The sequence below is a fragment of the Desulfoluna sp. HI9BLuna genome, assembly GCF_056829775.1.
In genome coordinates this window covers 2285283-2304429 of sequence record NZ_CP186555.1, presented here as the reverse complement: position 1 = coordinate 2304429, position 19147 = coordinate 2285283, and the positions used below count along the sequence as shown (strand labels likewise).

The 19147-nt window shown below is 58.8% G+C and carries 18 protein-coding genes; 8 read left to right on the top strand and 10 right to left on the bottom strand.

All coding sequences use genetic code 11. The features are described 5' to 3' along the window. Positions 1-215: 215 nt before the first annotated feature. Both ACOYW0_RS09240 and ACOYW0_RS09235 read right to left on the bottom strand, forming a co-directional pair. On the bottom strand, positions 216-803 hold the full coding sequence (locus ACOYW0_RS09240; RefSeq protein ID WP_482418228.1) for an HD domain-containing protein: 588 nt from the start codon (positions 801-803) through the stop codon (positions 216-218). A gap of 125 nt (positions 804-928) precedes the next feature. Next, positions 929-1954, bottom strand: a complete 1026-nt coding sequence (locus tag ACOYW0_RS09235) for an enoyl-CoA hydratase/isomerase family protein (RefSeq protein WP_482418227.1) — start codon at positions 1952-1954, stop codon at positions 929-931. Between the two features lie 202 nt (positions 1955-2156). On the opposite strand from ACOYW0_RS09235, the gene ACOYW0_RS09230 reads away from it, so the two are divergent. Then, the gene (locus tag ACOYW0_RS09230) at positions 2157-3113 is read left to right on the top strand and encodes a YbgA family protein (protein ID WP_482418226.1); all 957 of its coding nucleotides are present in this window, start codon (positions 2157-2159) and stop codon (positions 3111-3113) included. A 290-nt stretch (positions 3114-3403) separates the two neighbouring features. Beyond that, complete coding sequence (locus tag ACOYW0_RS09225) at positions 3404-6349, top strand: PAS domain S-box protein (RefSeq protein WP_482418225.1); 2946 nt, start codon at positions 3404-3406, stop codon at positions 6347-6349. Positions 6350-6352: 3 nt separating this feature from the next. Here ACOYW0_RS09225 and ACOYW0_RS09220 read toward each other — a convergent pair whose 3' ends face one another. The 4 genes from ACOYW0_RS09220 to ACOYW0_RS09205 all read right to left on the bottom strand — a co-directional run bounded on the left by ACOYW0_RS09220 (position 6353) and on the right by ACOYW0_RS09205 (position 8703). Then, positions 6353-6658 carry a 4a-hydroxytetrahydrobiopterin dehydratase gene (locus ACOYW0_RS09220; RefSeq protein ID WP_482418224.1) on the bottom strand — a complete coding sequence of 102 codons (306 nt, stop codon included), beginning with the start codon at positions 6656-6658 and terminating at the stop codon, positions 6353-6355. Positions 6659-7028: 370 nt separating this feature from the next. Then, positions 7029-7568, bottom strand: a complete 540-nt coding sequence (locus ACOYW0_RS09215; protein ID WP_482418223.1) for an outer membrane beta-barrel protein — start codon at positions 7566-7568, stop codon at positions 7029-7031. Positions 7569-7880: 312 nt separating this feature from the next. Continuing rightward, positions 7881-8342, bottom strand: coding sequence for an SRPBCC family protein (locus ACOYW0_RS09210; RefSeq protein ID WP_482418222.1), 462 nt, complete (start codon positions 8340-8342; stop codon positions 7881-7883). Positions 8343-8397: 55 nt separating this feature from the next. After that, the gene (locus ACOYW0_RS09205; protein WP_180142373.1) at positions 8398-8703 is read right to left on the bottom strand and encodes a hypothetical protein; all 306 of its coding nucleotides are present in this window, start codon (positions 8701-8703) and stop codon (positions 8398-8400) included. Positions 8704-9018: 315 nt separating this feature from the next. On the opposite strand from ACOYW0_RS09205, the gene ACOYW0_RS09200 reads away from it, so the two are divergent. Together ACOYW0_RS09200 and ACOYW0_RS09195 are read left to right on the top strand one after the other, a co-directional pair. After that, the gene (locus ACOYW0_RS09200) at positions 9019-9366 is read left to right on the top strand and encodes a RidA family protein (RefSeq protein WP_482418221.1); all 348 of its coding nucleotides are present in this window, start codon (positions 9019-9021) and stop codon (positions 9364-9366) included. A 347-nt stretch (positions 9367-9713) separates the two neighbouring features. Further along, on the top strand, positions 9714-11129 hold the full coding sequence (locus ACOYW0_RS09195; protein ID WP_482418220.1) for an ABC transporter substrate-binding protein: 1416 nt from the start codon (positions 9714-9716) through the stop codon (positions 11127-11129). Between the two features lie 9 nt (positions 11130-11138). Here ACOYW0_RS09195 and ACOYW0_RS09190 read toward each other — a convergent pair whose 3' ends face one another. Further along, complete coding sequence (locus ACOYW0_RS09190) at positions 11139-12893, bottom strand: ATP-binding protein (RefSeq protein ID WP_482418219.1); 1755 nt, start codon at positions 12891-12893, stop codon at positions 11139-11141. A 244-nt stretch (positions 12894-13137) separates the two neighbouring features. Here ACOYW0_RS09190 and ACOYW0_RS09185 point away from each other — a divergent pair, with 244 nt between their 5' ends. From ACOYW0_RS09185 to ACOYW0_RS09170, 4 genes are all read left to right on the top strand, one after another. Then, entirely contained in the window at positions 13138-13938 is an 801-nt protein-coding gene (locus ACOYW0_RS09185; protein WP_482418218.1) for a MerR family transcriptional regulator, read from the top strand. A 772-nt stretch (positions 13939-14710) separates the two neighbouring features. Next, complete coding sequence (locus ACOYW0_RS09180; protein ID WP_482418217.1) at positions 14711-15148, top strand: MarR family winged helix-turn-helix transcriptional regulator; 438 nt, start codon at positions 14711-14713, stop codon at positions 15146-15148. 59 nt (positions 15149-15207) lie between these two features. Then, positions 15208-15687, top strand: a complete 480-nt coding sequence (locus tag ACOYW0_RS09175) for a hypothetical protein (protein WP_482418216.1) — start codon at positions 15208-15210, stop codon at positions 15685-15687. After that, positions 15684-16208, top strand: a complete 525-nt coding sequence (locus ACOYW0_RS09170; protein WP_482418215.1) for a permease — start codon at positions 15684-15686, stop codon at positions 16206-16208. The genes ACOYW0_RS09175 and ACOYW0_RS09170 overlap by 4 nt, the downstream gene beginning before the upstream one ends. A 422-nt stretch (positions 16209-16630) precedes the next feature. Here the strand turns inward: ACOYW0_RS09170 and ACOYW0_RS09165 are convergent, their stop codons facing one another. Genes ACOYW0_RS09165 through ACOYW0_RS09155 form a run of 3 tightly spaced genes read right to left on the bottom strand, consistent with a single transcriptional unit; the run spans position 16631 to position 19145 of the window. After that, the gene (locus ACOYW0_RS09165) at positions 16631-17347 is read right to left on the bottom strand and encodes an ABC transporter ATP-binding protein (RefSeq protein ID WP_180142397.1); all 717 of its coding nucleotides are present in this window, start codon (positions 17345-17347) and stop codon (positions 16631-16633) included. After that, complete coding sequence (locus ACOYW0_RS09160; RefSeq protein ID WP_482418214.1) at positions 17338-18126, bottom strand: ABC transporter ATP-binding protein; 789 nt, start codon at positions 18124-18126, stop codon at positions 17338-17340. The genes ACOYW0_RS09165 and ACOYW0_RS09160 overlap by 10 nt, the downstream gene beginning before the upstream one ends. Next, entirely contained in the window at positions 18123-19145 is a 1023-nt protein-coding gene (locus tag ACOYW0_RS09155; protein ID WP_180142402.1) for a branched-chain amino acid ABC transporter permease, read from the bottom strand. The genes ACOYW0_RS09160 and ACOYW0_RS09155 overlap by 4 nt, the downstream gene beginning before the upstream one ends. Positions 19146-19147 lie beyond the last annotated feature (2 nt).

The window sequence follows — 19147 nt, the reverse complement described above, 5'->3', positions numbered from 1 at the left end:
GCCCCAAATATGTAACATGTAATTTATCGTTTTCTGGTCGATTTTCTTACCCTTCGGGCGACACGGGTGCACCCATCTTCTGCGCTATCAAAACCTTGAGGTAAACACGACCTCTACAGCTCTGATGCCTTGAATACTGGGTGCACTCGACTCGTGAAACAGACCCGCCGGAGGCAACCTGGGGCCCCCTGGGCCACACAGGCTTGTTTTTCAACCTACATGGCTTTGTCTGCTTCGGTCATGCCGAGGCCGATGTCGTCTGCCACCTTTCGCATGCCCAGGATGGTCTCGGTGATGAGCTCGGAGATCTCCATGCCGAGCATCTCGGCCCCTTTTTCGATGATGCTCCGGTCCACACCCGCGGCAAAGCTCTTGTCCTTCCATTTTTTCTTCACGGATTTCGCCTTCATGTCCATGACGCTTCGGGAGGGGCGTACCAGGGCAGTGGAGGCCACCAGGCCGGTGAGCTCGTCAATGGCGTAGAGGGTCTGCTCCAGTTTGGTTTCAGGCTTCACGTCGGTGACGATGCCCCATCCGTGGCTGATTACGGCCCGGACCCAGGCCAGGGGCCATCCGGCGCCCGAGAGGATCTCTTCCGCCTTCTTGCAGTGCTCATCCGGATACATTTCGTAGTCGATGTCGTGGACAAGGCCGATGATCCCCCACTCGTCGGGGTCTTCTCCGAATTTTTCGGCAAAATGGCGCATGACGCCCTCCACGGAGAGGGCGTGGCGGGTGAGGCTCTCGGAGGTGTTGTAGGTTTTGAAAAGTTCCAGTGCGTCGCTACGGGTGGGAAGGCTCATGACGGCTCCTTGCGCTTGGGTGACGGGTCAGGGGAAGGGCACGGACAGTCTCCATCACATTGGGGGCGGGCCCTATTCCCAAAAAAATAAAGATAACCCTTTTGTTTCCAAAGGCAAGGGGGGCCTTACAATTGCTCGTGCTGGTGGCGCCTCAGGGTGGTCTCCAGCACTTTGTTTTCATACTCCAGAAACTCTTCCAGGTCTTTCATGCCGTAGTTCAGCAGTTTTTTGATCCCGAACAGGGCCTGGGGGCTGCGATGGGCGAAGGCGTGGGCGGTTTCCAGGGCGCTTGTGCGGAGGTCCTTCTCTTTGACGACGCGGTTGACCAGGCCCATTCCCAGGGCCTCTTCCATGTTGATGTCCCGGCCCGAGTAGAGGATTTCCGCGCACTTGGCGGGGCCCAGGAGGTGGGAGAGAAAAAAGACTCCCCCGCCCTTGGGGGGCAGGCCCAGCTCCATGCCGGGGTTCTGAAAGAGGGTCTCTTCGGTGGCGATGCGATAGTCGCAGGCCAAAGAGAGGTTCATGAAGAGAAAGGCGGTGTCCCCGCCCCCGGCATGCACCACAAAGGGGTTGAGTTTGTAAAGCTTCATGATGAACTGGTTGAGGCCGTTGTAGAGACGTTTGAGCAGGGTCTGGTCGGCGATGGAGGTGGTGCCGAGGTACTGGCGATAGAACTCCAGGAACCTCTCTTTGTCCAGGCGCTGGGGGGAGGCCAGGATCAGGAAGACGCGGATGGTGGGGTCCCTGGAGACGGACTCCAGGTAGTCCAGAATCCGGTTTTTAGCCGTGAGGTCCGTGAGGTGGTGGAGCAGGTGCTTATGAAAGGTGAGGACCTCCACTTCTTCGATCCGTTCGCAGGTAAAAAGGTCGGTGTTGTGTTGCAGGGGAGGGTGGATCATGGCGTACCTCCGTGTGGGGTGGCCGCTTGGAAAGGGAAGCGGCGGGTCAATGGGGCTTTGGGCAGGAACAGAGCAAAATCCGTGCCTGGTGGGCCCGGGGAGGTGAAAGGGCTTGTCCCGGGGAATCGCCACACCGCTGAAAACCATGGAAAACCAACGCTTCACCGCGGCGATGCCATGGGAACCCACCGGTCTCCGGCAAAGGAGACGGCCCTTGGGCGTCGGTGCATGGGCGGTAAACGGGTGAAACATGCTGACACCCTGCAAAGTCGCCTGACAGCCATGGGCCATAAAACCCCTTTTACGCCCCTGATCCATCTCTATCAGATCCCTTTGGCTTGGGCAAATGTATAAGTGCTTGAAAAATAAGGGCCCAGGGCGTATTTTTAAAAGACTCCTCCTTCCTTAGAGTTTTTCTCAACGCATGGCCTTTTTTCCATAAGGATACCCTTCCATGGTTGTCAAACCCACCCTTTTGGTGAGCAAGTGCCTGGGCTTTGAAGCGTGTCGTTACAATGGGCAGGCGCTCTCGGACTCCTTTGTGACGCAGTTGAAACCCCATGTGACGTTTACCCCTGTCTGCCCCGAGGTGGAGATCGGTCTCGGGGTGCCGCGTCCTCCCATCCGCCTTGCCAGGATTGAGAAGAAACTGCACCTTTACCAGCCCGCAACGGAGTCGGTCCTTACCGATACCATGGCGGCCTTTTCCCAAACCTGCCTCGACGCACTTCCCGAAGTGGATGGGTTTCTCCTGAAAAACCGGTCCCCCTCCTGCGGCCCGTCAGACGTCAAGGTGTACGAGGGGCTGGCAAAATCTGCCAAGGCAAAGCGAGGCAGCGGGTTTTTTGCCACCGCCGTCTTTGATCGCTTCCCCGGCCTTCCCGTGGAGGACGAGGGGCGGCTGAAGAACTTTGAGATTCGGGAGCAGTTCCTGATCCGGATTTTTTCACTGGCCAGATTTCGGAAGGCCCGACAGAGTGGACGGATGCGGGACCTGGTGGCCTTTCACAGCACCCACAAGCTCTTGCTCATGGCCTGGAACCAGACCCGGTTCCGTGCCTGCGGCAAGATCACGGCCAACCATGAGAAGCGCCCCGTGGCCGAGGTGTTCTCCCTGTATGAGGAAGAGCTTAAAAAAGCCCTGGCTGCACGGCCACGGGCACCTTCCATGATCAACACCCTGTTGCACGCCTTTGGCTGGGTCTCCGATGGCCTTTCCAGGGAAGAGAAGGCCTATTTCCTCCAGAGCCTTGAAGAGTACCGGGATGAGCGAATTCCCCTTGCCGCCCTGCTTCGTCTGATCAAGGGGTATGCCGTTCGCTTTGAGCAGGCGTACCTCCTGAGCCAGGTGATCATGGAGCCATTTCCCAACGCCCTGGTGAAGATGTCGGATTCCGGCAAGGGTCGTTGAGATCGGAACGCGGTATCGGGTCGTCGGGCTTTCCCCGGATGTTTCCGTGAACGGTTCAAGGGAACAAACCTTCGGGGGATGCCGTCCCATGGGGTATTTTCCCGTTGTGAAACAAGGGGATGTTTTTTTTTGTCCGGGCGACAGGGCCACGGTTGGGCTCTCTGGGCGGCACGATCCCCGGCCAGGGGCTTTTATGGTTGACGATGCCGGGTGGTGTCTGGTTTTTAATTGGCTTTGGCGGGGGATGTGTTTGTGTGTAGACACTTTGGTTGGTGGGGTGTGTCAAAAAGATGGGTGTGATTCGATTCAAGTCGAGCATCGGTGTACAGCTGACGGTCACTCTTTCGATGGTGCTTTTGCTTTTTGCGGTTCTTTTTGCCATGTTCACGACCCGCCATGTCCAGCAGTTCGGGGACACCTTTGCCGATCGGGCCGTGAATACCCTGCACCACCGGGTGGAGTTGAACCTCACGGAGCGGGTCCGGCAGCGGGCCCTCCATTACAACCATTTCTTTGAAAAGGTCGCCCAGAATTCGGCCCTGCTTGCCGAAAAATCCCGGGACCTCGTTTTTGCAGACGGCCCCGACGGGTTCTTCCCCTGCGGAACCCTTCCCCCGTTATCACCCCTTTCCACCGGGACCCTTGCGGGCCCTTCGGATGCACCTTCCCTTCTGCTTCGCCTTCCGGGCGGAGATGCCGGAGGGGCCTTCCCGCCAAGCGATCGCCACGCCTGCCTTCTCCCCTATCTCGAGATTTTCGGTCACACCTCCATGCCCACCGCCGCAGCCTACGTCATCTACACCAGCGGATTTTCCCAATACTACCCGAATACCGTGTCCCGGGAGGCCTTTGTCGGGCTTACCATGGAGGGCATTATGAGACAGCGGTGGTTTTCGGCGGCCACCCCGGAGGAGAACCCGTCTCTGGCGACGGTCTGGACCCCCGTGTACAGGGATGACGCCATGGGCGGGGTGGTGGCCACGGCATCCACCCCTGTGGTCACAGAGGCTGGGGAGTTCAAAGGCATCGCCGGCATCGACCTGCCCGTGTCCGATATTTTTGACCCGCTGGTGCATGAAGAGGCCGGCTCCAAGGACGTGGAGGGGATGTTCTGGTTCCTTGTGGACGAAGGGGGGACCCCGCTGCTGTTTCCGAAGCGGGCCCTGGCAATGTTCGGGGTGCCGGATCCATCCGACGGAAACGGCATGGGGAGCCTTTTGACCTCGTCGTTCAGCGAGGTCAGGCGCTATGCCCACGGGGTGATGAGCCTGGACAAAGGGGTGGGGCACCTCCGGCTTGGCGGCCGGGTCTGGATTGTCTCCCACCATGTGCTGCCGGGCATTGGGTGGGTGCTGGGAAGTGCCGTACCCGAGGATGCCCTTTTTGCCGGTTTGGAAACGGCCCGGGCCGACTACGGTCGGGCCACACGGCGCATGGGCTGGGAGATCGTGATGGGTGCCGTTATCTTTACCTCCCTGGCCCTGGGGCTCTTCTATTTTGTGCTGAGGGAACGCCTGGTCCGCCCGCTTCGAATGCTGGAGCGGCAGGCTCAGCGGGTGAGCCGGGGGAACCTCGACGGAAAGACCGTCGTCCTGTCGGGCAAAGATGAGATGGCTCGCCTGGCGTTTTCCTTTAACAGCATGGTCGATTCGCTCAAAGAGGGACGGGCTTTTCAGGAACAAACCACAGAGCATCTGGAGGCCATGGTGCGGTCCCGGACCCGGGAGGCGGAGGGGAAGGCCCGTGAGCTTCATACCGCGGTGACGGAGCTGACCACCATTTTTTCAAACAGCATGGTGGGGATCATGCTGCTCAAGGGGGGGCGGACCCTCTGGAAAGCCAACGACAGGATGGCTGAGATCCTCGGGTACGGTACCCCCGGGGAGATGGAGGGGCTCTCCATGAGGGAACTCCATCTCAGCGAAGATGCCTTCAGAAGGTACGGGGCCCATCACTACGACGCCCTGGTCCACGGGGGCAGGACGCAGATCGACTATCGGCTGAAGCGCCGTGACGGCTCTGCGGTGTGGTGCAGCCTTTCGGGAAAGGCCGTGGATACCCATGTGCCCCCGGACCTCAACAAAGGGGTGCTCTGGGTGGTGGACGACATCACCGAGCGAAAAGCCTCGGAGCAGGCAATTCGCGAGAGCGAGGAGCGGTTCCGGGAGATGGCCGAGCTGCTGCCCTGCATTGTCTGCGAAGTGGACCTGGCCCTTCGTGTCACCTACGTCAACAGCCTGGCGCTCAAGGCCTTTCAGATTCAGCCGGAAGATTTCGAGACCCCGGGCATCGCCCTTGATCCCTTTCACCCGGACGACCGGCCGCGGGTCATGGGACGGGTGGAGATCACCCTGGCCGGGGGGGATGTGGAGCCCGCCGAGTACCGCATGATCAGCCGGGATGGTGAGGAGAGGCGGGTGTTGCTGCACTCGGCCCCCATCGTCAAAAACAGCGCTGTGGTGGGTATCCGGGCGAGCCTTGCCGATGTGACGGAGTACCGCTCCATGCAGGAGGCCCTGCTCAAGCAGGGCAAACTGGACCTCATCGGTTCGTTTATAGGGGGCATTGCCCATGACTTCAACAACCTGCTTGCCGTCATGGTGGGGCGTGTGGAGCTGGCATCTCTCTGCCTTGACGAGGAGTCGCCGGCCATGAAGCACCTGGCGACCATGGATGAGGCCGTGCAGCGGGCCCGGGACCTGGTGGAACAGATGATCACCCTGTCGGCCCGGGGGGAGAGGGTGGATGCCACGGTTTCGATTCAGGAGGTGCTTCGCCGATGCGTGAAACAGGCCGGGGGACAGGGAGCCGGTGTGCACCTTGACCTGGCACCCGAAACGCCTCTGGTGGCCGTGGACGGGGCCCAGATGGGACAGGCCATCGATGCCGTATTGGAAAATGCCCTGGAGGCCTGCGGCGGGAAAGGGACGGTGTGGGTGAGCTGCGCCTGTTCCGACAAGGGGCCGCGGAGGCTGCCTGCTCCCGGCGGGACCTCTTGTGTGGACGTGACGATACGTGACTCGGGGTGCGGCATCGCCGAGGAGCATCTGCCCCATATCTTTGATCCGTATTACACCACCAAGGAGCGAAGCTCCCGCAAAGGGATGGGGTTCGGCCTTGCCGTGACCCACGCGGTGGTAACACGCCACCGGGGAACCCTTACCGTGGATTCCCGTTTTGGCGAGGGGACAACGGTCTCTATCTGTCTCCCCGTTGAAGGCGCCGCCCCCGCGTGAGGCTCAGAGACCGGATATGCGGTCCATGAAAGCGGCCATGGCAAAGTCTTTTTCCGTGAGCCCCTCGGTGTCGAAGGTGGTCAGGGTGACGTCCACCCGGCCGTATACATTGCTCCACTCCGGGTGGTGATCCTCTTTTTCGGCCTTGATGGCCACACGGGTCATGAATCCGAAGGCCGCGTTGAAGTTTTTGAAGCCAAACCGCTTTTTCAAGGTATTTCCTTCCAGGTGCCAGGGCACCTGACATGCGTCGTTCAACTCCTCAAGACGCATGCTGATCTCCTCTTGGGACAAACCATTGGATTTCATGAAACCTCCAGTGTCTGCGGGCGGTCTGACGCCCTGTCTAACGCATGTCCATGCCGAGACGGCCATACCCTTCTGTCCGAATCTTCCACGGGTCGAATACGCCCACACAACAGGCTGTAATAAAGCATCATTGCCCTTGAGCGACCGCTTGTTCATGAAATACCCGGGGTAGGCGAAAGCCGTCCTGTGATTCGCCGGATTGTCAGTGCTTCCATGAGTAATCAAATGGTGCAGTGGAATCAAGGGGAAATACACCTTTTTTCTCTTTTTCGGCCCGGCCGACCGGGATGAGATGCACCGGTCGGCCGGAGGCGTGGCATCAGGGCTGAGCGACCGATGCTGTCTTTTGGGGCGATGGCTGCACGAAGGTTCAGAAGGTGTAGAGAAGCTTCATGTTCCAGTCGTGGAAACTTACCAGGGAGAGGTCGTCTATGCCGGCGGTGCCTGCCAGCTCCACTTCGAGGGAGAGGGTGTCGTTGAGGGGCCAGTCAATGCCCATGTTGCCCCGTGCGCAGGCATCGGAGCGGGAGAGCTTTCCGTGGTTGGCCGTGCCATCATCGCTGACATGGATGTCCAGGTAGCCCAGGCCCGCAGAAAGATAAGCCCGTGCGCGGTCCGAGGAGACGGGGTACCAGCGGAGCATGACGGCGACCTGCCGGACGTCCACATCGTCGTCGGTAAGGGGGTTGGAGATGTCGAAATCGTCGAGGAACAGGGTCTCCAGAAGCAGGGCCCAGTCGGTGTGTATGTGGTGCCCGGCCACAAAGCTGGCCCCCGAGGACTTGTCGAATTCAAAGTTCTTGCCCGCAAAGTGGGCGCCGACCCCCATGAAGGTGCCGCAGTTTGCGGCAAAGGCGGGCTGGGTGAGCAGGGCAAGCAGGCCGACAATCAGTAGAACGCGTCGTGTCATGGTGTCTCTCCTTTTTTAGCGTGGCAGCGATGAGTGTGGTGATGGACATTTACTGACACGAGGAAAAGTACACAAAGCGTGCCGAACGTCTCGCCCTTTGGCTTTTTGCGGGAACGGTGCGGAGGTGCTTTTGGATCTGAGCGGTGGGTTTTGTTTCGATTTCAGGAGGATGGGAGGTGGTGCGATGGCACGGGGAATTCTCAGGCATCCGCCACGGGGCGGGCGGGAGGAGCACAGCAGGGGGAACCCTTTGTTGTCAGGGGTGTCCGTGGGCTTGCCAAGGTGTCGTGCCCGGGTTGGCACGGCATGGTTTCAAGGGGATGGGGCGGGAAAAAGGGCGGTGAAGCGGTGACGCCGGTGGGCAAAAATACGTTCAAGGGGCCTGCGGACCACCAGGGCGTGGACCAGCTCGCCCAAAGGGCCGAAGGGAAGGCGGTAGCGCACGGTGTCCGTCATGAGGACACCCCCCGGCACCTCCCGGAGTTCATGGTGATGGTACCAGAACCGGTAGGGGCCGAGGCGCTGTTCGTCCACAAAACGAAACGGGGCCTTGATGTGCTTGATCTCCGTCACCCACCGCCTGCGCCCGAGAACGGGCAGGCCGATGCGGTACTCGATGATCAGTCCGTCTTCCATGGCCTCCGGAACGTCGGAGACGATCTCGAACCGGAGCCAGGGCGGGGTGATGGTATCGAGGTTGGCTGGGGCCTGGACAAAGGCCCACGCCTTGTCAAGGGTGGTGGGAAGGAGCTGGCTTTGCCTGAGGGTGTGCATGGCCGCCCTGCCTTGTCTGACAGATGAGTCGGCCCGGTTTCGGCCGCAGTTGAAGCTATTGCTCTTCGATGCGCCAGCCGGGGCCGCAGATGATTTTTTTGCCTTTTTCGTCAATGAAGGAGAAACCGCCGCCGCCCCCGCCTTCGGAGGGGAAGGGAAAGACTTTAAAGCGACCCTCCCAGGTTTTCTTCGAGCCGTCGTAGAGGGTATGGGTGATGACCCTGTCCAGCCCCACGGCGTCGGCTCTTAAGTCCTTGACGCTTTTTTTGATGTCCTCACTGGGGATAAAGAAGGTCCAGGCGATCCATCCGGCGATGATGAGCACCACTGCGGCTCCGAATCCGAATTTCCATTTGCTCATGGTGTAGCAGTCCTTTTTTTGATGGGTGTGTCGGGTGGGATCAGTTAAACGCCCCCGGCTTGATTGCGGGGCCTCTGCATGACCGAAATTTTTCCCAGTATACGGGCGATTTGGCCGGATCGCAAGCCTGGGCGGCGGATTGGGTACCAGGTCAGAGAAAAAGGGGCTTGATCCGTCAAGAGGCGTTTGGGTATAGTCATCAGATTCAGAACATGGTGGTTGTCAGAACGGCCCGGAGACGTTTCGGGACCTGGCACCTGCCCCCATCATTACCAACCGCCTGTTCCGTCAGGCTGTGTAGCAAGGGAGCACCATATGGAGATCAAGCGCTATGAAACCAAGGCCCGCATGAGCCGCGCCGTGGTTTACAACAACACCGTATACCTCTGCGGCCAGGTGGCCAAGGACGCCTCAAAGGGCATTACCGAGCAGACCGCCACCACCCTCGAAAAGATCGAGGAACTCCTTGAGAGCGTGGGGTCCGACAAGGACAAGATTCTGTCCGCCACCATCTACATCAAGGACATGACATACTTTGCGGACATGAACGCTGTCTGGGATGCCTGGGTCACCCCGGGTATGGCACCTGCCCGCGCCTGTGTTCAGGCCGCCATGGCACGTGAAGAGCTCCTCGTGGAGATCTCCATCGTCGCCGCCGTGTAGATGTCCCGGATAAAAAACCGGCCGCAGGGTGCACGATGCCTGGGGCCGTGTTTTTCCGATGGTTTTCTCCACTTCCTCTGGGCTGCCTGCCTCCCCTTATCGATCCTTCGAATCAATGCGAAATGCCTCATGCCTGCCCCAGTTTTTTCCGGGTGCATTGTCTTTGTCAGTATAAAATAATGAAAAAAAGGCTGTCTCGGGTTCAGAAACGGTGGCGAAAAGCCGATGACTTGAACGGTTTGGTATGTTTTAAGGCCCGTCGCCGTCCTTGCCCCAAGGACGGGGTTCATGCGGCTTTTTGGTGGGAAATACCGGTACGGGCTTTCCGGGCCGGGTCTGGGGGGGCAATGCATCTTTTACGGAATGGGAGGGCCGGGCATGGTCCGTCGTTGCTGCTGGGGGCGCTGTGCGTCCTTCTGTCGCCGATCTGCGCCTGCGCTCTGGAGCCGGTGTCCCTTCAGCTGAAGTGGACCCATCATTTTCAATTTGCCGGGTACTATGCTGCCCTGGAAAAGGGCTTTTATGAGGATGAGGGCCTGGGGGTGACGCTCCTGGAGGGCGGCTCCCGAAAGCAGGGGCCGGTGAGGACCGTGACCCAGGGAAAGGCCACGTACGGCGTGGCCGGTTCAGAGCTGCTCATGTGGCGTCTCAACGGGATGCCTGTTGTGGCCCTTGCTCCTGTGTTCCAGCACTCTGCCACGGTGATTCTCGTGCGGCGGGATTCGGGCATTTCATCGCCCCAGGATTTTGCAGGGCGTCGCCTCGAAATGGGCGAAAAAGCCAACGACGCCGAGGTCTGGGCCATGATCCGGGCCGAAGGGCTGAATCCGGACCAGTTTACACGGGTTCAAAACGATTTTTCAATTGAGGATCTCATCGCAAAACGGGTGGACGGGCTCTCCACCTATGACACCACCGACCCTTTTGTGATGCGTCAAAAAAAGATTCCCTACCGCGTGATCCGCCCCCTTCAATACGGCATCGATTTTTACGGCGATACCCTGTTTACAACCGAAGCGGAAGTGCGCAAACACCCCGATCGGGCGCGCCGTATGGTGCGGGCGTCCATGAAGGGGTGGCGCTACGCCTTTGAGCATCCCGATGAGATCATCGACCTCATCCTTGGGACCTACGTCAAAGGGGCGGACAGTCCCTCCCGCGAGCACCTCGTCTATGAATTCGAGGAGATGAAGCAGCTTGTTCTTCCGCGCCTGGTGGAGCTTGGGCACATGAACGAAGGGCGCTGGAATCACATGGCCGAGACCCTGGTGCAGATCGGCCTGGCAGATCCGGGGTACGATTTGTCCGGGTTTTTCTACAAGGCTGCCGCCCCGATTCCCTTTGACTGGGACCATTGGGCGGTGAGGGGCGGCGGGGTGGCGCTGATTCTGGCCGTCTCCGTGGGGGTCTGCCTCTGTTTTTACAATCGGAGAATGCGGGCGGAAATCTGCCGGCGTATCCAGAGTGAGGAGGAGCGCGAGCAGCTGATTACAGAGCTGACCCAGGCCCTGGAAGAGGTGCGGGAACTCAACGGCCTGCTCCCCATCTGTTCCAGCTGCTTTAAGGTAAGAAACGACAAGGGGTACTGGGAGAAGCTGGAGAGCTACATCGAAAGCCACACCAAGGCCCGCTTCAGCCACGGTATCTGCACCGAGTGCATGAAGCAGCGCTATCCCTACTTGTTTGATGAAGAGGAGGAGGCCGACGGGGACGCCGACGCCCTGTACAACGAAGAATCCGGCACCCTGCCCCCGTCGTCGTAACGGTGCGGGCTATTCGTTCTCCATGGCCTGCCGGGTCGGTATGTCAATGACAAAGCTGGCCCCCCCGAGGTCCCCCTGGCCGATGCGGATGGTGCCGTTGTGATCCATGACGATACGCTGGCTGAGACTGAGTCCGATGCCGGTGCCGTCGCTTTTGGTGGTGTAAAAGGGGTCGAACACGCAGTCCCGGATTCGCTGGGGCACGCCGGGACCGGAGTCCGAGACGCTGATGAGCACCCGCTCCGACTCCATGACTGTGTTCACCTGGATGACCCGGGGGCCGGGCAGCTCTTCCATGGCTTCGGCGGCGTTGTGGATCAGGTTCATCATCACCCGAAGCAGCAGGTTGCTGTCTGCGTAGCAGGGGAGGGGCTCTTTGCTGAGGCTGGTCTCCACGCGGATGTCGCTCTTTCGAAGGGAGGCCTCGGTGAGCCCCAGGGCATGGGTGACGGGTTCGTTTGCATCCATCACCCTGAACAGGGGCATGCCCGGCTTGAGAAAGTCCATGGCCCGCCTGATGACCGTTTCAATGTCCAGGGATGCCTCCTTGAGCTGGCGGATGCATTTTTGGGTCTTTTCTTCCTGGCCGGGGTCCCCGGCGACTTTTTCCAGGACACCCAGGTAGAGGTTGATGCCGGACAAGGGGTTGCGGATCTCATGGGCGATGCCTGCGGTCACCCGTCCCAGGGAGGCCATCTTGTCCTTGATGCCCACCATGTGCTCCAGCTCCTTGGCCCGGGTGACGTCGATCATGTTGAGCAGGACAGACTCCTGTTCCTGGTAGACGATGCGAGCCGCCCTGCAGTGGACCCATCTTGCTTTGGGACCTTTGTCGCCCTCGGTGGACGGCAGGAAACAGAAATCGGACTCGTTGCAGGCGACCTCGCCGTTTTGGACCACCTCGATAAACCGTTTGATGCTCTCCCTGTCGTCGTCATGGGGGGCAATATGGCTGAAGACGTCTCCGTTGTCCTGCATGGGGCCGAAGAGCCTCTCCTGTTCCGGGTTCTGATAGACCACGCGGTTGCCCTGGATGATGGAGATGCCCACCGGAGAGTTGACGACCAGGTCAAGGAACTGCTTTCTGCTTGCCTTCAGGGCCTTTTCCGCCCGTTTGAATTCCGTGATGTCGGTGACAAAGCCGTCCACCGAAAGGAATTCGTCCTGGGGGCCGTAAAGCCCCACCCCCTGCTCCCAGACCCACTTTTTTTTCCCCGATGCCGTGGTGATGCGGTAGACCAGCCGATACGGTTTTTTTTCCGCCAGGGCCTCCATGATGGTCTCCCGGTTGGGACCGATGTCGTCGGGGTGGACCACTTTTTGGGCGTAACAGAGCTCCATGCCCGGTGCGCACAGGCTCTTGTAGCCGGTGAGCTCCTGGCACCCCTCGCTGGTGTAGTCCATGGGCCAGTTCTCTTTGTCCACGCGGTGGCTGAAGGCCATGCCCGGGAGGTTGCTTACCAGGGTGGCCAGCCTGTGCCTGTTGGCCCGCAGCTCTTTTTCCGCGGATTGCCGTTGAGCCAGCTCAAGGGTGAGCTCCCGGTTTTTTGCACTGAGCCGTTTGCGCAGGATGAGGTTCCAGGCCATGGCAAGCCCGCATGCGGCAATGGCAAGGGGAAGGGCCGGGGAAAAAAGGGACGGCGGTTGGGAAAGGGGTGTTTCGGCAAAGGCCGTCCCAGGCAGGAGCGTTGCCGCCAAACCGGTTCCCGCAACTGTGCAGATCATGGCACACAGCCTGTTGGTGACAGTGATAAGTGAGCGCATAATATCCTGATATCCCATGATGATGGTGTAAGTATGGAGGTATGATGGCACACTTTGTAGGCAAATAGAATATCAATAATAATTTATTTTATAAAATTTAGTATTCCATGATGAGGACCTCTCCGGCATGACCACCACCCGGAACATGGCAGGGCCGTGATTTTTTCCTTTGACTCTCCCCCAGGGGCGGGCTTCAGGGTGGCGGTTATGTGAACGCGGAACAACAGAAAAGAGAAGGCGGAGTATGTACAATATCGGCACATTTTCACGGATCACGGGCCTGACCATCAAAGCCCTCAGGCTCTACCATGAGCGGGGCATTCTTGTGCCCCGTTTCGTGGACGAGAAGAGCGGCTACCGGTACTACAACCGGGATGACGCGGCCAGGGCCCGCGTGGTGGTGGCCTTGAAGGCCATGGACTGCTCCTTGTCGGAGATCCGGCACGTCATGGCCCACTGCGCCGATGAGTCCGACCTGGTGGGATTCCTCCAGAACAAAAGGGAGGCCCTCCAGGCCGAGATCGCAAGGCTCCACGACATCTCTTCTGTCATTGACCGCATCATCAACCGAGAAAGAGAGGTCATTAAGATGCAAGGAAAAACGTTTGAGGTGGAAGTGAAACGCGTGGAACCCCGGCTGGTGATTGCCCACCGCTGGACCGGTGCGTGGCAGGAGATCGGCGAGGTGGTGCTCAAACTGCGCGGCGCAGCGGAACAGGCGATTTCAGGCCCTGTGGTAAACCTCTGCTACAACGATGAGTACAAAGAATTCGACGCCGACATCGAGGTGTGCATGCCCCTGGCACAGCCCGTGGAAAGTCCCTGGGCCTGCCGCACCCTCGAAGGGGGCGAGTTTGCCACCCTGCTGCACCGGGGGCCCTTTGAAACCCTGGGAGAGAGCTACCTCCGGGTCTTTGACTGGATCGACGCCTCAGGCCGCAAAGCCGGTCTGCCCACCCGCCAGGTGGTCCACAAAGGCCCCGGTCCCCTCCTTGAAGGGGACCCCGACAATTACCTGACGGAGGTCCAGGTTCCCCTGATCTAAGCCAGTTGCCACTGTTCAGCTCAAAAAAGCCTCCGGCGGCCCTGCCGGGGGCCAAACTTTTAAAAAGTTTGACAAACAGGTCTTGTGACGGTCTCGGCTCCGCTGAACGTTATCAGCACGGCGACCGTATCAAACGTATGGGGTCTGTATCGACATGTTTTTGCGGAGCTTTTTTCAAAAAGCGACCCGCCGGAGGTCATTAAACAGTGACAGCCAGCTTAAAAAAAGCAGGCCTCCGGCGGCAAGGTGGGGGCACCTTGAAACCCTATGGCGAATGCATGGAGGGAGACATCATGCATTCGCTTTCGGGGCATTCGCGTGGTGTGTGACATGTGGCAACCGTTTTTGCAGGAGAGGCCCATTTTATTCTTCTGGAAATACGATGAAGGGCATTTAAAGGCCAGGGCTAACGCATTTAGATTTTGCTCCCGGCGGCCCTGCCGGGGAGCAAGTTTCTGAAAAGTTGGACAATCAGGCCATAATGAAGCCTTTTCCAGGCTTCGTCGAAACAATCTTATGATTTTCACATTGGGAACGTTTTTTGCGGAGCTTTTTTTCAAAAAAGCAACCCGCCGGAGGCAACTGAGTTGTCACATGCGTTGGCCCTGTTTAAAAAGCGGATTGCCCTTGTGCTTCCCCCATGATTGCGATGCCTGGAAGAATCGACTGGGATGGTTATGAAACAGATTGATTTTTTTTGTCTGATAAGCTAGCATGCTAACAAAAAGCGGGTTGGTCATTCTGCCGTCTCATTTTACCCAAGGAACATACCATGAAAGGGATAGACCCCAACGAAAGCCTCGGTTTCCAATGCAACCTCACGGTGAAAGCCTTTGTGAACTCCCTTGAAGAGAGGCTCAAAGGGACCGGGGTGTCGCCGTCTCAGCACCGGGCCCTGGCTCACCTCATCGCCCTGGGGCCTTTGCCCCTCACCGACCTGGTGAAGCGGCTGGGCATTGCCACGCCCACCGGCGTGCGCCTGGTGGATCGCATGGAGCGGGATGGCTGGGTAACGCGGGAGCCGGACCCCGAGGACAGCAGGCGTAAAATGCTTGTCCCCACGGAAAAGGCCCATGAGGTCTGGGCAACCATCTCGGTGGTTTCAAAGGAGATGCTGGACCAGGCCTATCAAGGCGTGCCCCCCGAAGAGATCGAGAGGGTCATCGCGGTGCTTGAAAGGGTACGGGAAAATCTCTCCAGTTCCCATTAACCTTCGGTCCCCTTTTTTTATTGTAAAACCTAGCGTGCTAACATTGCGGGGAAGTGCTTATGTTTAACATCATGTTGTACCTGGCAGCTTTTGTGCTGCTTCTGGTCTCCTATGCCAAAGACAAAGGAAAGACACGGAAGGCTCTGATGAAAGCCTGGAAGTCGTTTGAGAACCTGATGCCCCAGTTTCTCGTTATTCTGCTGGTCATCGGGTTTCTCCTGGCGGCCGTCGGCCCTGAAACCATCACCCGTCTTTTGGGGCAGAGTTCCGGCTGGGTGGGGATGGGCATGGCTGCCCTCATCGGGTCTGTGACCCTTATTCCCGGCTTTGTGGCCTTTCCGCTTACGGCGGCCTTATACGAACACGGGGGAGGGCTCATGCAGCTGGCCGTCTTTGTCTCCACCCTCATGGGGGTGGGCGTGGTGACGCTTCCCGTTGAAATGGGGATTTTCGGGCTGCGGGTCTCCCTGGCCCGCAACCTGTTAAACGTGCTGCTGGCCTTTGGAGTGGCTGCGATCATGGGGGTGGTGCTTACATGAGACCTTTGCTTAAACGCTACCGTGTTTTTCTTTTGATGCTCGCGGCCTTGGGGGGCCTCGGTTACGTTAACGCAGACCTTGCCGCACGTTCCCTGGGGCATTCCGTGGATTACCTCGTGGAGATGATGCTGGTGATTCCACCCATTTTTGTGCTGTTGGGCATTTTTGATGTGTGGGTGCCTCGGGAAACCATCGTGAGGCTTATGGGCGGGGAGTCCGGTGCCAAGGGCACGCTTTTGGCCCTCTGTCTGGGCTCGTTTGCTGCAGGACCCCTCTACGCAGCGTTTCCCGTGGCCGGGGTGCTGATCAAAAAAGGGGCACGCTTTTCGAATATCATGATTTTTATCGGGGCCTGGTCCACCACCAAGGTTCCCATGCTTCTCTTTGAAGCCTCATCCATGGGCTGGGATTTCATGCTGTGCCGACTGGTGATGAACCTGACGGGGCTCATAGCCATTGCCCACATTCTGGATGCGCTGTTGCCCGAGGAGCACAAGGCCCTGTCTCCTGCAGGCTCATGATGCGCCTGGCGCTCTTCCATGAGGACCATGGCGCAACAAGCCGCAAATATGTTCCGGTTGCCGATCGAGAGCATACGACGTGCCAACCAATGTGGAGATGACCTAAATCTTTTTGTAACTATTCAGCTCCAAAAAACAGCCTCCGGAGGCAAGATGTGCCACCTTGAAAGCAGGTAGCCGAAGTGATTTGACCCTCGTTCCTCGGGGCAAATCATTTCCGCATTTATTAATGAGACCGAATCTCAGTCGACATACCCATGGCTTTGGTTGCTATTATATTCAGTGTCTTAGGATCAATCGAATGTCGGGTGTAATATGACCCCATTAGTAAAACGGCATTCATGCAAATATTTTTTTTATGACCTGTTTGTTAAATTTTTTAAACGTTTAGCCCCCGGCAGGGCCGCCGGAGGCTTTTATCCTTATTTTTTCCCCCCGCCCAGGTAGGCTTCCCGGACGCTGGGGTTGGCCAGGAGGGCGTCGGCGTCGTCTTCCAGGACGATGCGACCCACCTCCATGACGTAGCCCCGGTGGGCGAGTTTGAGGGCTGCCTTGGCGTTTTGTTCCACCAGGACCACGGTGACCCCGCTTTTGTTGATCTCGGCCACGGTCTCGAAGATGGCTTTCACCAGAATGGGGGCAAGGCCTAAGCTCGGCTCGTCCAGGAGGAGGATCCGGGGGTTGTTCATGAGGGCCCTGCCGATGGCGAGCATCTGCTGTTCGCCGCCGGAGAGGGTGCCTGCCAGCTGGCTTTTCCGCTCCTTGAGGCGGGGGAACAGGTCAAAAATCCAGCGCCGGGTCTCTTCCACCCGTTTGTGGTTTTTGGCGGTGAAGGCGCCCAGGTTGAGGTTCTCCTGGACGGTTAAGGTGGAGAAGACGCGGCGGCCTTCCGGGGACTGGGTGAGTTTTTCCTCCACCACCTTGTGGGCGGGCATGGTGTGGATGGGTTTTCCGTCGAACCAGATCTCGCCTTCCGAGGGTTTCAAGAGCCCGCTGATGGTCATGAGGGTGGTGGATTTCCCGGCGCCGTTGGCCCCCAGGATGGTGACGATTTCCCCTTCGTCCACGTGCAGGTTGATGCCGTGAAGGGCCTCCACGGTGCCGTATTTCACATGGAGATTTTTTACGTCTAAAAGCACGTTTCGCCCTCCTCCTCATCGTCGTCGGTGCCCAGGTAGGCTTCGATGACCTTCTTGTTGGTCTTTATCTCTTCGGGCAGTCCTTCGGCGATTTTTTTGCCGTACTCAATCACTACCAGTTTTTCGCAGGCCTGCATCACCAGGCTCATGTCGTGCTCGATGAGAAGCACGGTGATGCCGCGGGCCTTGATGCGGGCGATGATGTCGATTAAGGCGTCGGTCTCCTGTTCGTTCATGCCCCCTGCCGGTTCGTCCAGGATGAGCAGCTTGGGCTGGGTGGCCAGGGCCCGGGCGATTTCCAGGAGGCGCTGGTTGCCGTAGGAGAGGCTGTCGGACCGGGTTTCGACATCTTCTGAGAGGCCCACGAAGTCCAGCTCGGCCAGGGCCAGCTTGATGGCCTCTTTTTCTTCCCGCTTTTGAAAGGGCGTTTTCAGCATGGCGGCGATGGAGCCGGACGTCATGCGGCAGTGGCACCCGGCCAGGACGTTTTCCAGGGCCGAGAGGGTCTTGAAGAGCCGGATGGTCTGGAAGGTCCGGGCCACGCCCATGGAGACGATTCTGTTGGGGGCCATCCCGTTTAAGACGTGTCCGTTAAAGATCACCTTGCCCTGGTTGGGCACGTAGTTGCCGGTGATGAGGTTGAAGACCGTGGTCTTGCCCGCCCCGTTGGGGCCGATGAGGCCGAAGACGTCTCCGGCCTCCACGTCGAAGGAGACCTCGTCCACGGCCCGTAAGCCGCCGAAGTCCTTGATGAGGTTGTCCAGTGTTAACAGGCTCACGGCATCTCCTCCCGTATCTTGTCAAGGGGGTACGTCCTGGGCCGTGGAGGCAGGAGCCCTTCGTTTCTGAAAATCATCATGATCACCATGGCCGCGCCGAAGATCAGCATGCGGGCCTGGCTGAAGTTCCCGAAGTCCAGGGAGAGGGTGACACCGAAGTGTGCAAAGAGGCTGTTGATGAGGTCGCTGACGGCGCTCATGCTTCGGAAGATCTCGGGAAGGCCGATGACGAGAAAGGCCCCTAGGATGACCCCCCGGATGCTGCCGGAGCCCCCTAGGATCACGATCATGAACATCACCACCGACTCCCAGAAGTTAAAGGACTCCGGGGCGATGATGGTCATCTTGGCCGCGTAGATGGTGCCCACCATGCCGGCCCACACCGCGCCCAGCACAAAGGCGATGAGCTTGTAGTAGGTGGTGTTGATGCCGCTGCCTTCGGCGGCCACGTCGTCTTCCCTCAGGTAGTTTAAGGCCCGGCCGAACCGGGAGTTTTCCAGGCGGTGGAAGAGAAAGACCGTCACGGCCATGAACCCCCAGATGAGGTAGAAGAACTCGTGGGGTTTTCGGATCTTGAAGCCGAAGATGTACGGCCGGTCGATGCCGAAGATGCCGTTGGCCCCTCCGGTGATGCCGAAGACGTTGTTGATGAGGGCGATGCGTACGATCTCCACAAAGCCGATGGTGACGATGAGGAGGTAATCTCCCCGCAGATGGATGATGGGGCGTGCCACGATCAGGGCCACGAGCCCTGCCATGAGCCCTGCCACGGGCATGAGCCAGAGCACGGGGATGTCAAAGGTGGTGTTTAAGATGGCGGTGGTGTAGGCCCCCACCGCGTAGAAGGCGGCGTGGCCCATGTGGAACAGGCCGGCGTGGCCCAGGATGATGTTCAGGCTCAGGGCCAGCAGGGCGTACATGCCGACGCTGTTCAGCACGTCCACCCAGTAGGCGTTGAGAAAGGCCGGTGAGATGGCCAGCAGTGATGCAAGTGCAATGTAAATGGCGTTTCGTTTCATAC

What these genes read in the sequence shown, in the direction of transcription:
- ACOYW0_RS09210 (WP_482418222.1), bottom strand. Translation starts at nt 8,342, where the DNA reads ATGCACACCCTCAGGCAAAGCCAGCTCCTTCCCACCACCCTTGACAAG.
- ACOYW0_RS09225 (WP_482418225.1), top strand. Translation starts at nt 3,404, where the DNA reads ATGGGTGTGATTCGATTCAAGTCGAGCATCGGTGTACAGCTGACGGTC.
- ACOYW0_RS09240 (WP_482418228.1), bottom strand. Translation starts at nt 803, where the DNA reads ATGAGCCTTCCCACCCGTAGCGACGCACTGGAACTTTTCAAAACCTAC.
- ACOYW0_RS09170 (WP_482418215.1), top strand. Translation starts at nt 15,684, where the DNA reads ATGAGACCTTTGCTTAAACGCTACCGTGTTTTTCTTTTGATGCTCGCG.
- ACOYW0_RS09155 (WP_180142402.1), bottom strand. Translation starts at nt 19,145, where the DNA reads ATGAAACGAAACGCCATTTACATTGCACTTGCATCACTGCTGGCCATC.
- ACOYW0_RS09195 (WP_482418220.1), top strand. Translation starts at nt 9,714, where the DNA reads ATGCATCTTTTACGGAATGGGAGGGCCGGGCATGGTCCGTCGTTGCTG.
- ACOYW0_RS09235 (WP_482418227.1), bottom strand. Translation starts at nt 1,954, where the DNA reads ATGTTTCACCCGTTTACCGCCCATGCACCGACGCCCAAGGGCCGTCTC.
- ACOYW0_RS09220 (WP_482418224.1), bottom strand. Translation starts at nt 6,658, where the DNA reads ATGAAATCCAATGGTTTGTCCCAAGAGGAGATCAGCATGCGTCTTGAG.
- ACOYW0_RS09175 (WP_482418216.1), top strand. Translation starts at nt 15,208, where the DNA reads ATGTTTAACATCATGTTGTACCTGGCAGCTTTTGTGCTGCTTCTGGTC.
- ACOYW0_RS09230 (WP_482418226.1), top strand. Translation starts at nt 2,157, where the DNA reads ATGGTTGTCAAACCCACCCTTTTGGTGAGCAAGTGCCTGGGCTTTGAA.
- ACOYW0_RS09215 (WP_482418223.1), bottom strand. Translation starts at nt 7,568, where the DNA reads ATGACACGACGCGTTCTACTGATTGTCGGCCTGCTTGCCCTGCTCACC.
- ACOYW0_RS09185 (WP_482418218.1), top strand. Translation starts at nt 13,138, where the DNA reads ATGTACAATATCGGCACATTTTCACGGATCACGGGCCTGACCATCAAA.
- ACOYW0_RS09200 (WP_482418221.1), top strand. Translation starts at nt 9,019, where the DNA reads ATGGAGATCAAGCGCTATGAAACCAAGGCCCGCATGAGCCGCGCCGTG.
- ACOYW0_RS09180 (WP_482418217.1), top strand. Translation starts at nt 14,711, where the DNA reads ATGAAAGGGATAGACCCCAACGAAAGCCTCGGTTTCCAATGCAACCTC.
- ACOYW0_RS09190 (WP_482418219.1), bottom strand. Translation starts at nt 12,893, where the DNA reads ATGCGCTCACTTATCACTGTCACCAACAGGCTGTGTGCCATGATCTGC.
- ACOYW0_RS09205 (WP_180142373.1), bottom strand. Translation starts at nt 8,703, where the DNA reads ATGAGCAAATGGAAATTCGGATTCGGAGCCGCAGTGGTGCTCATCATC.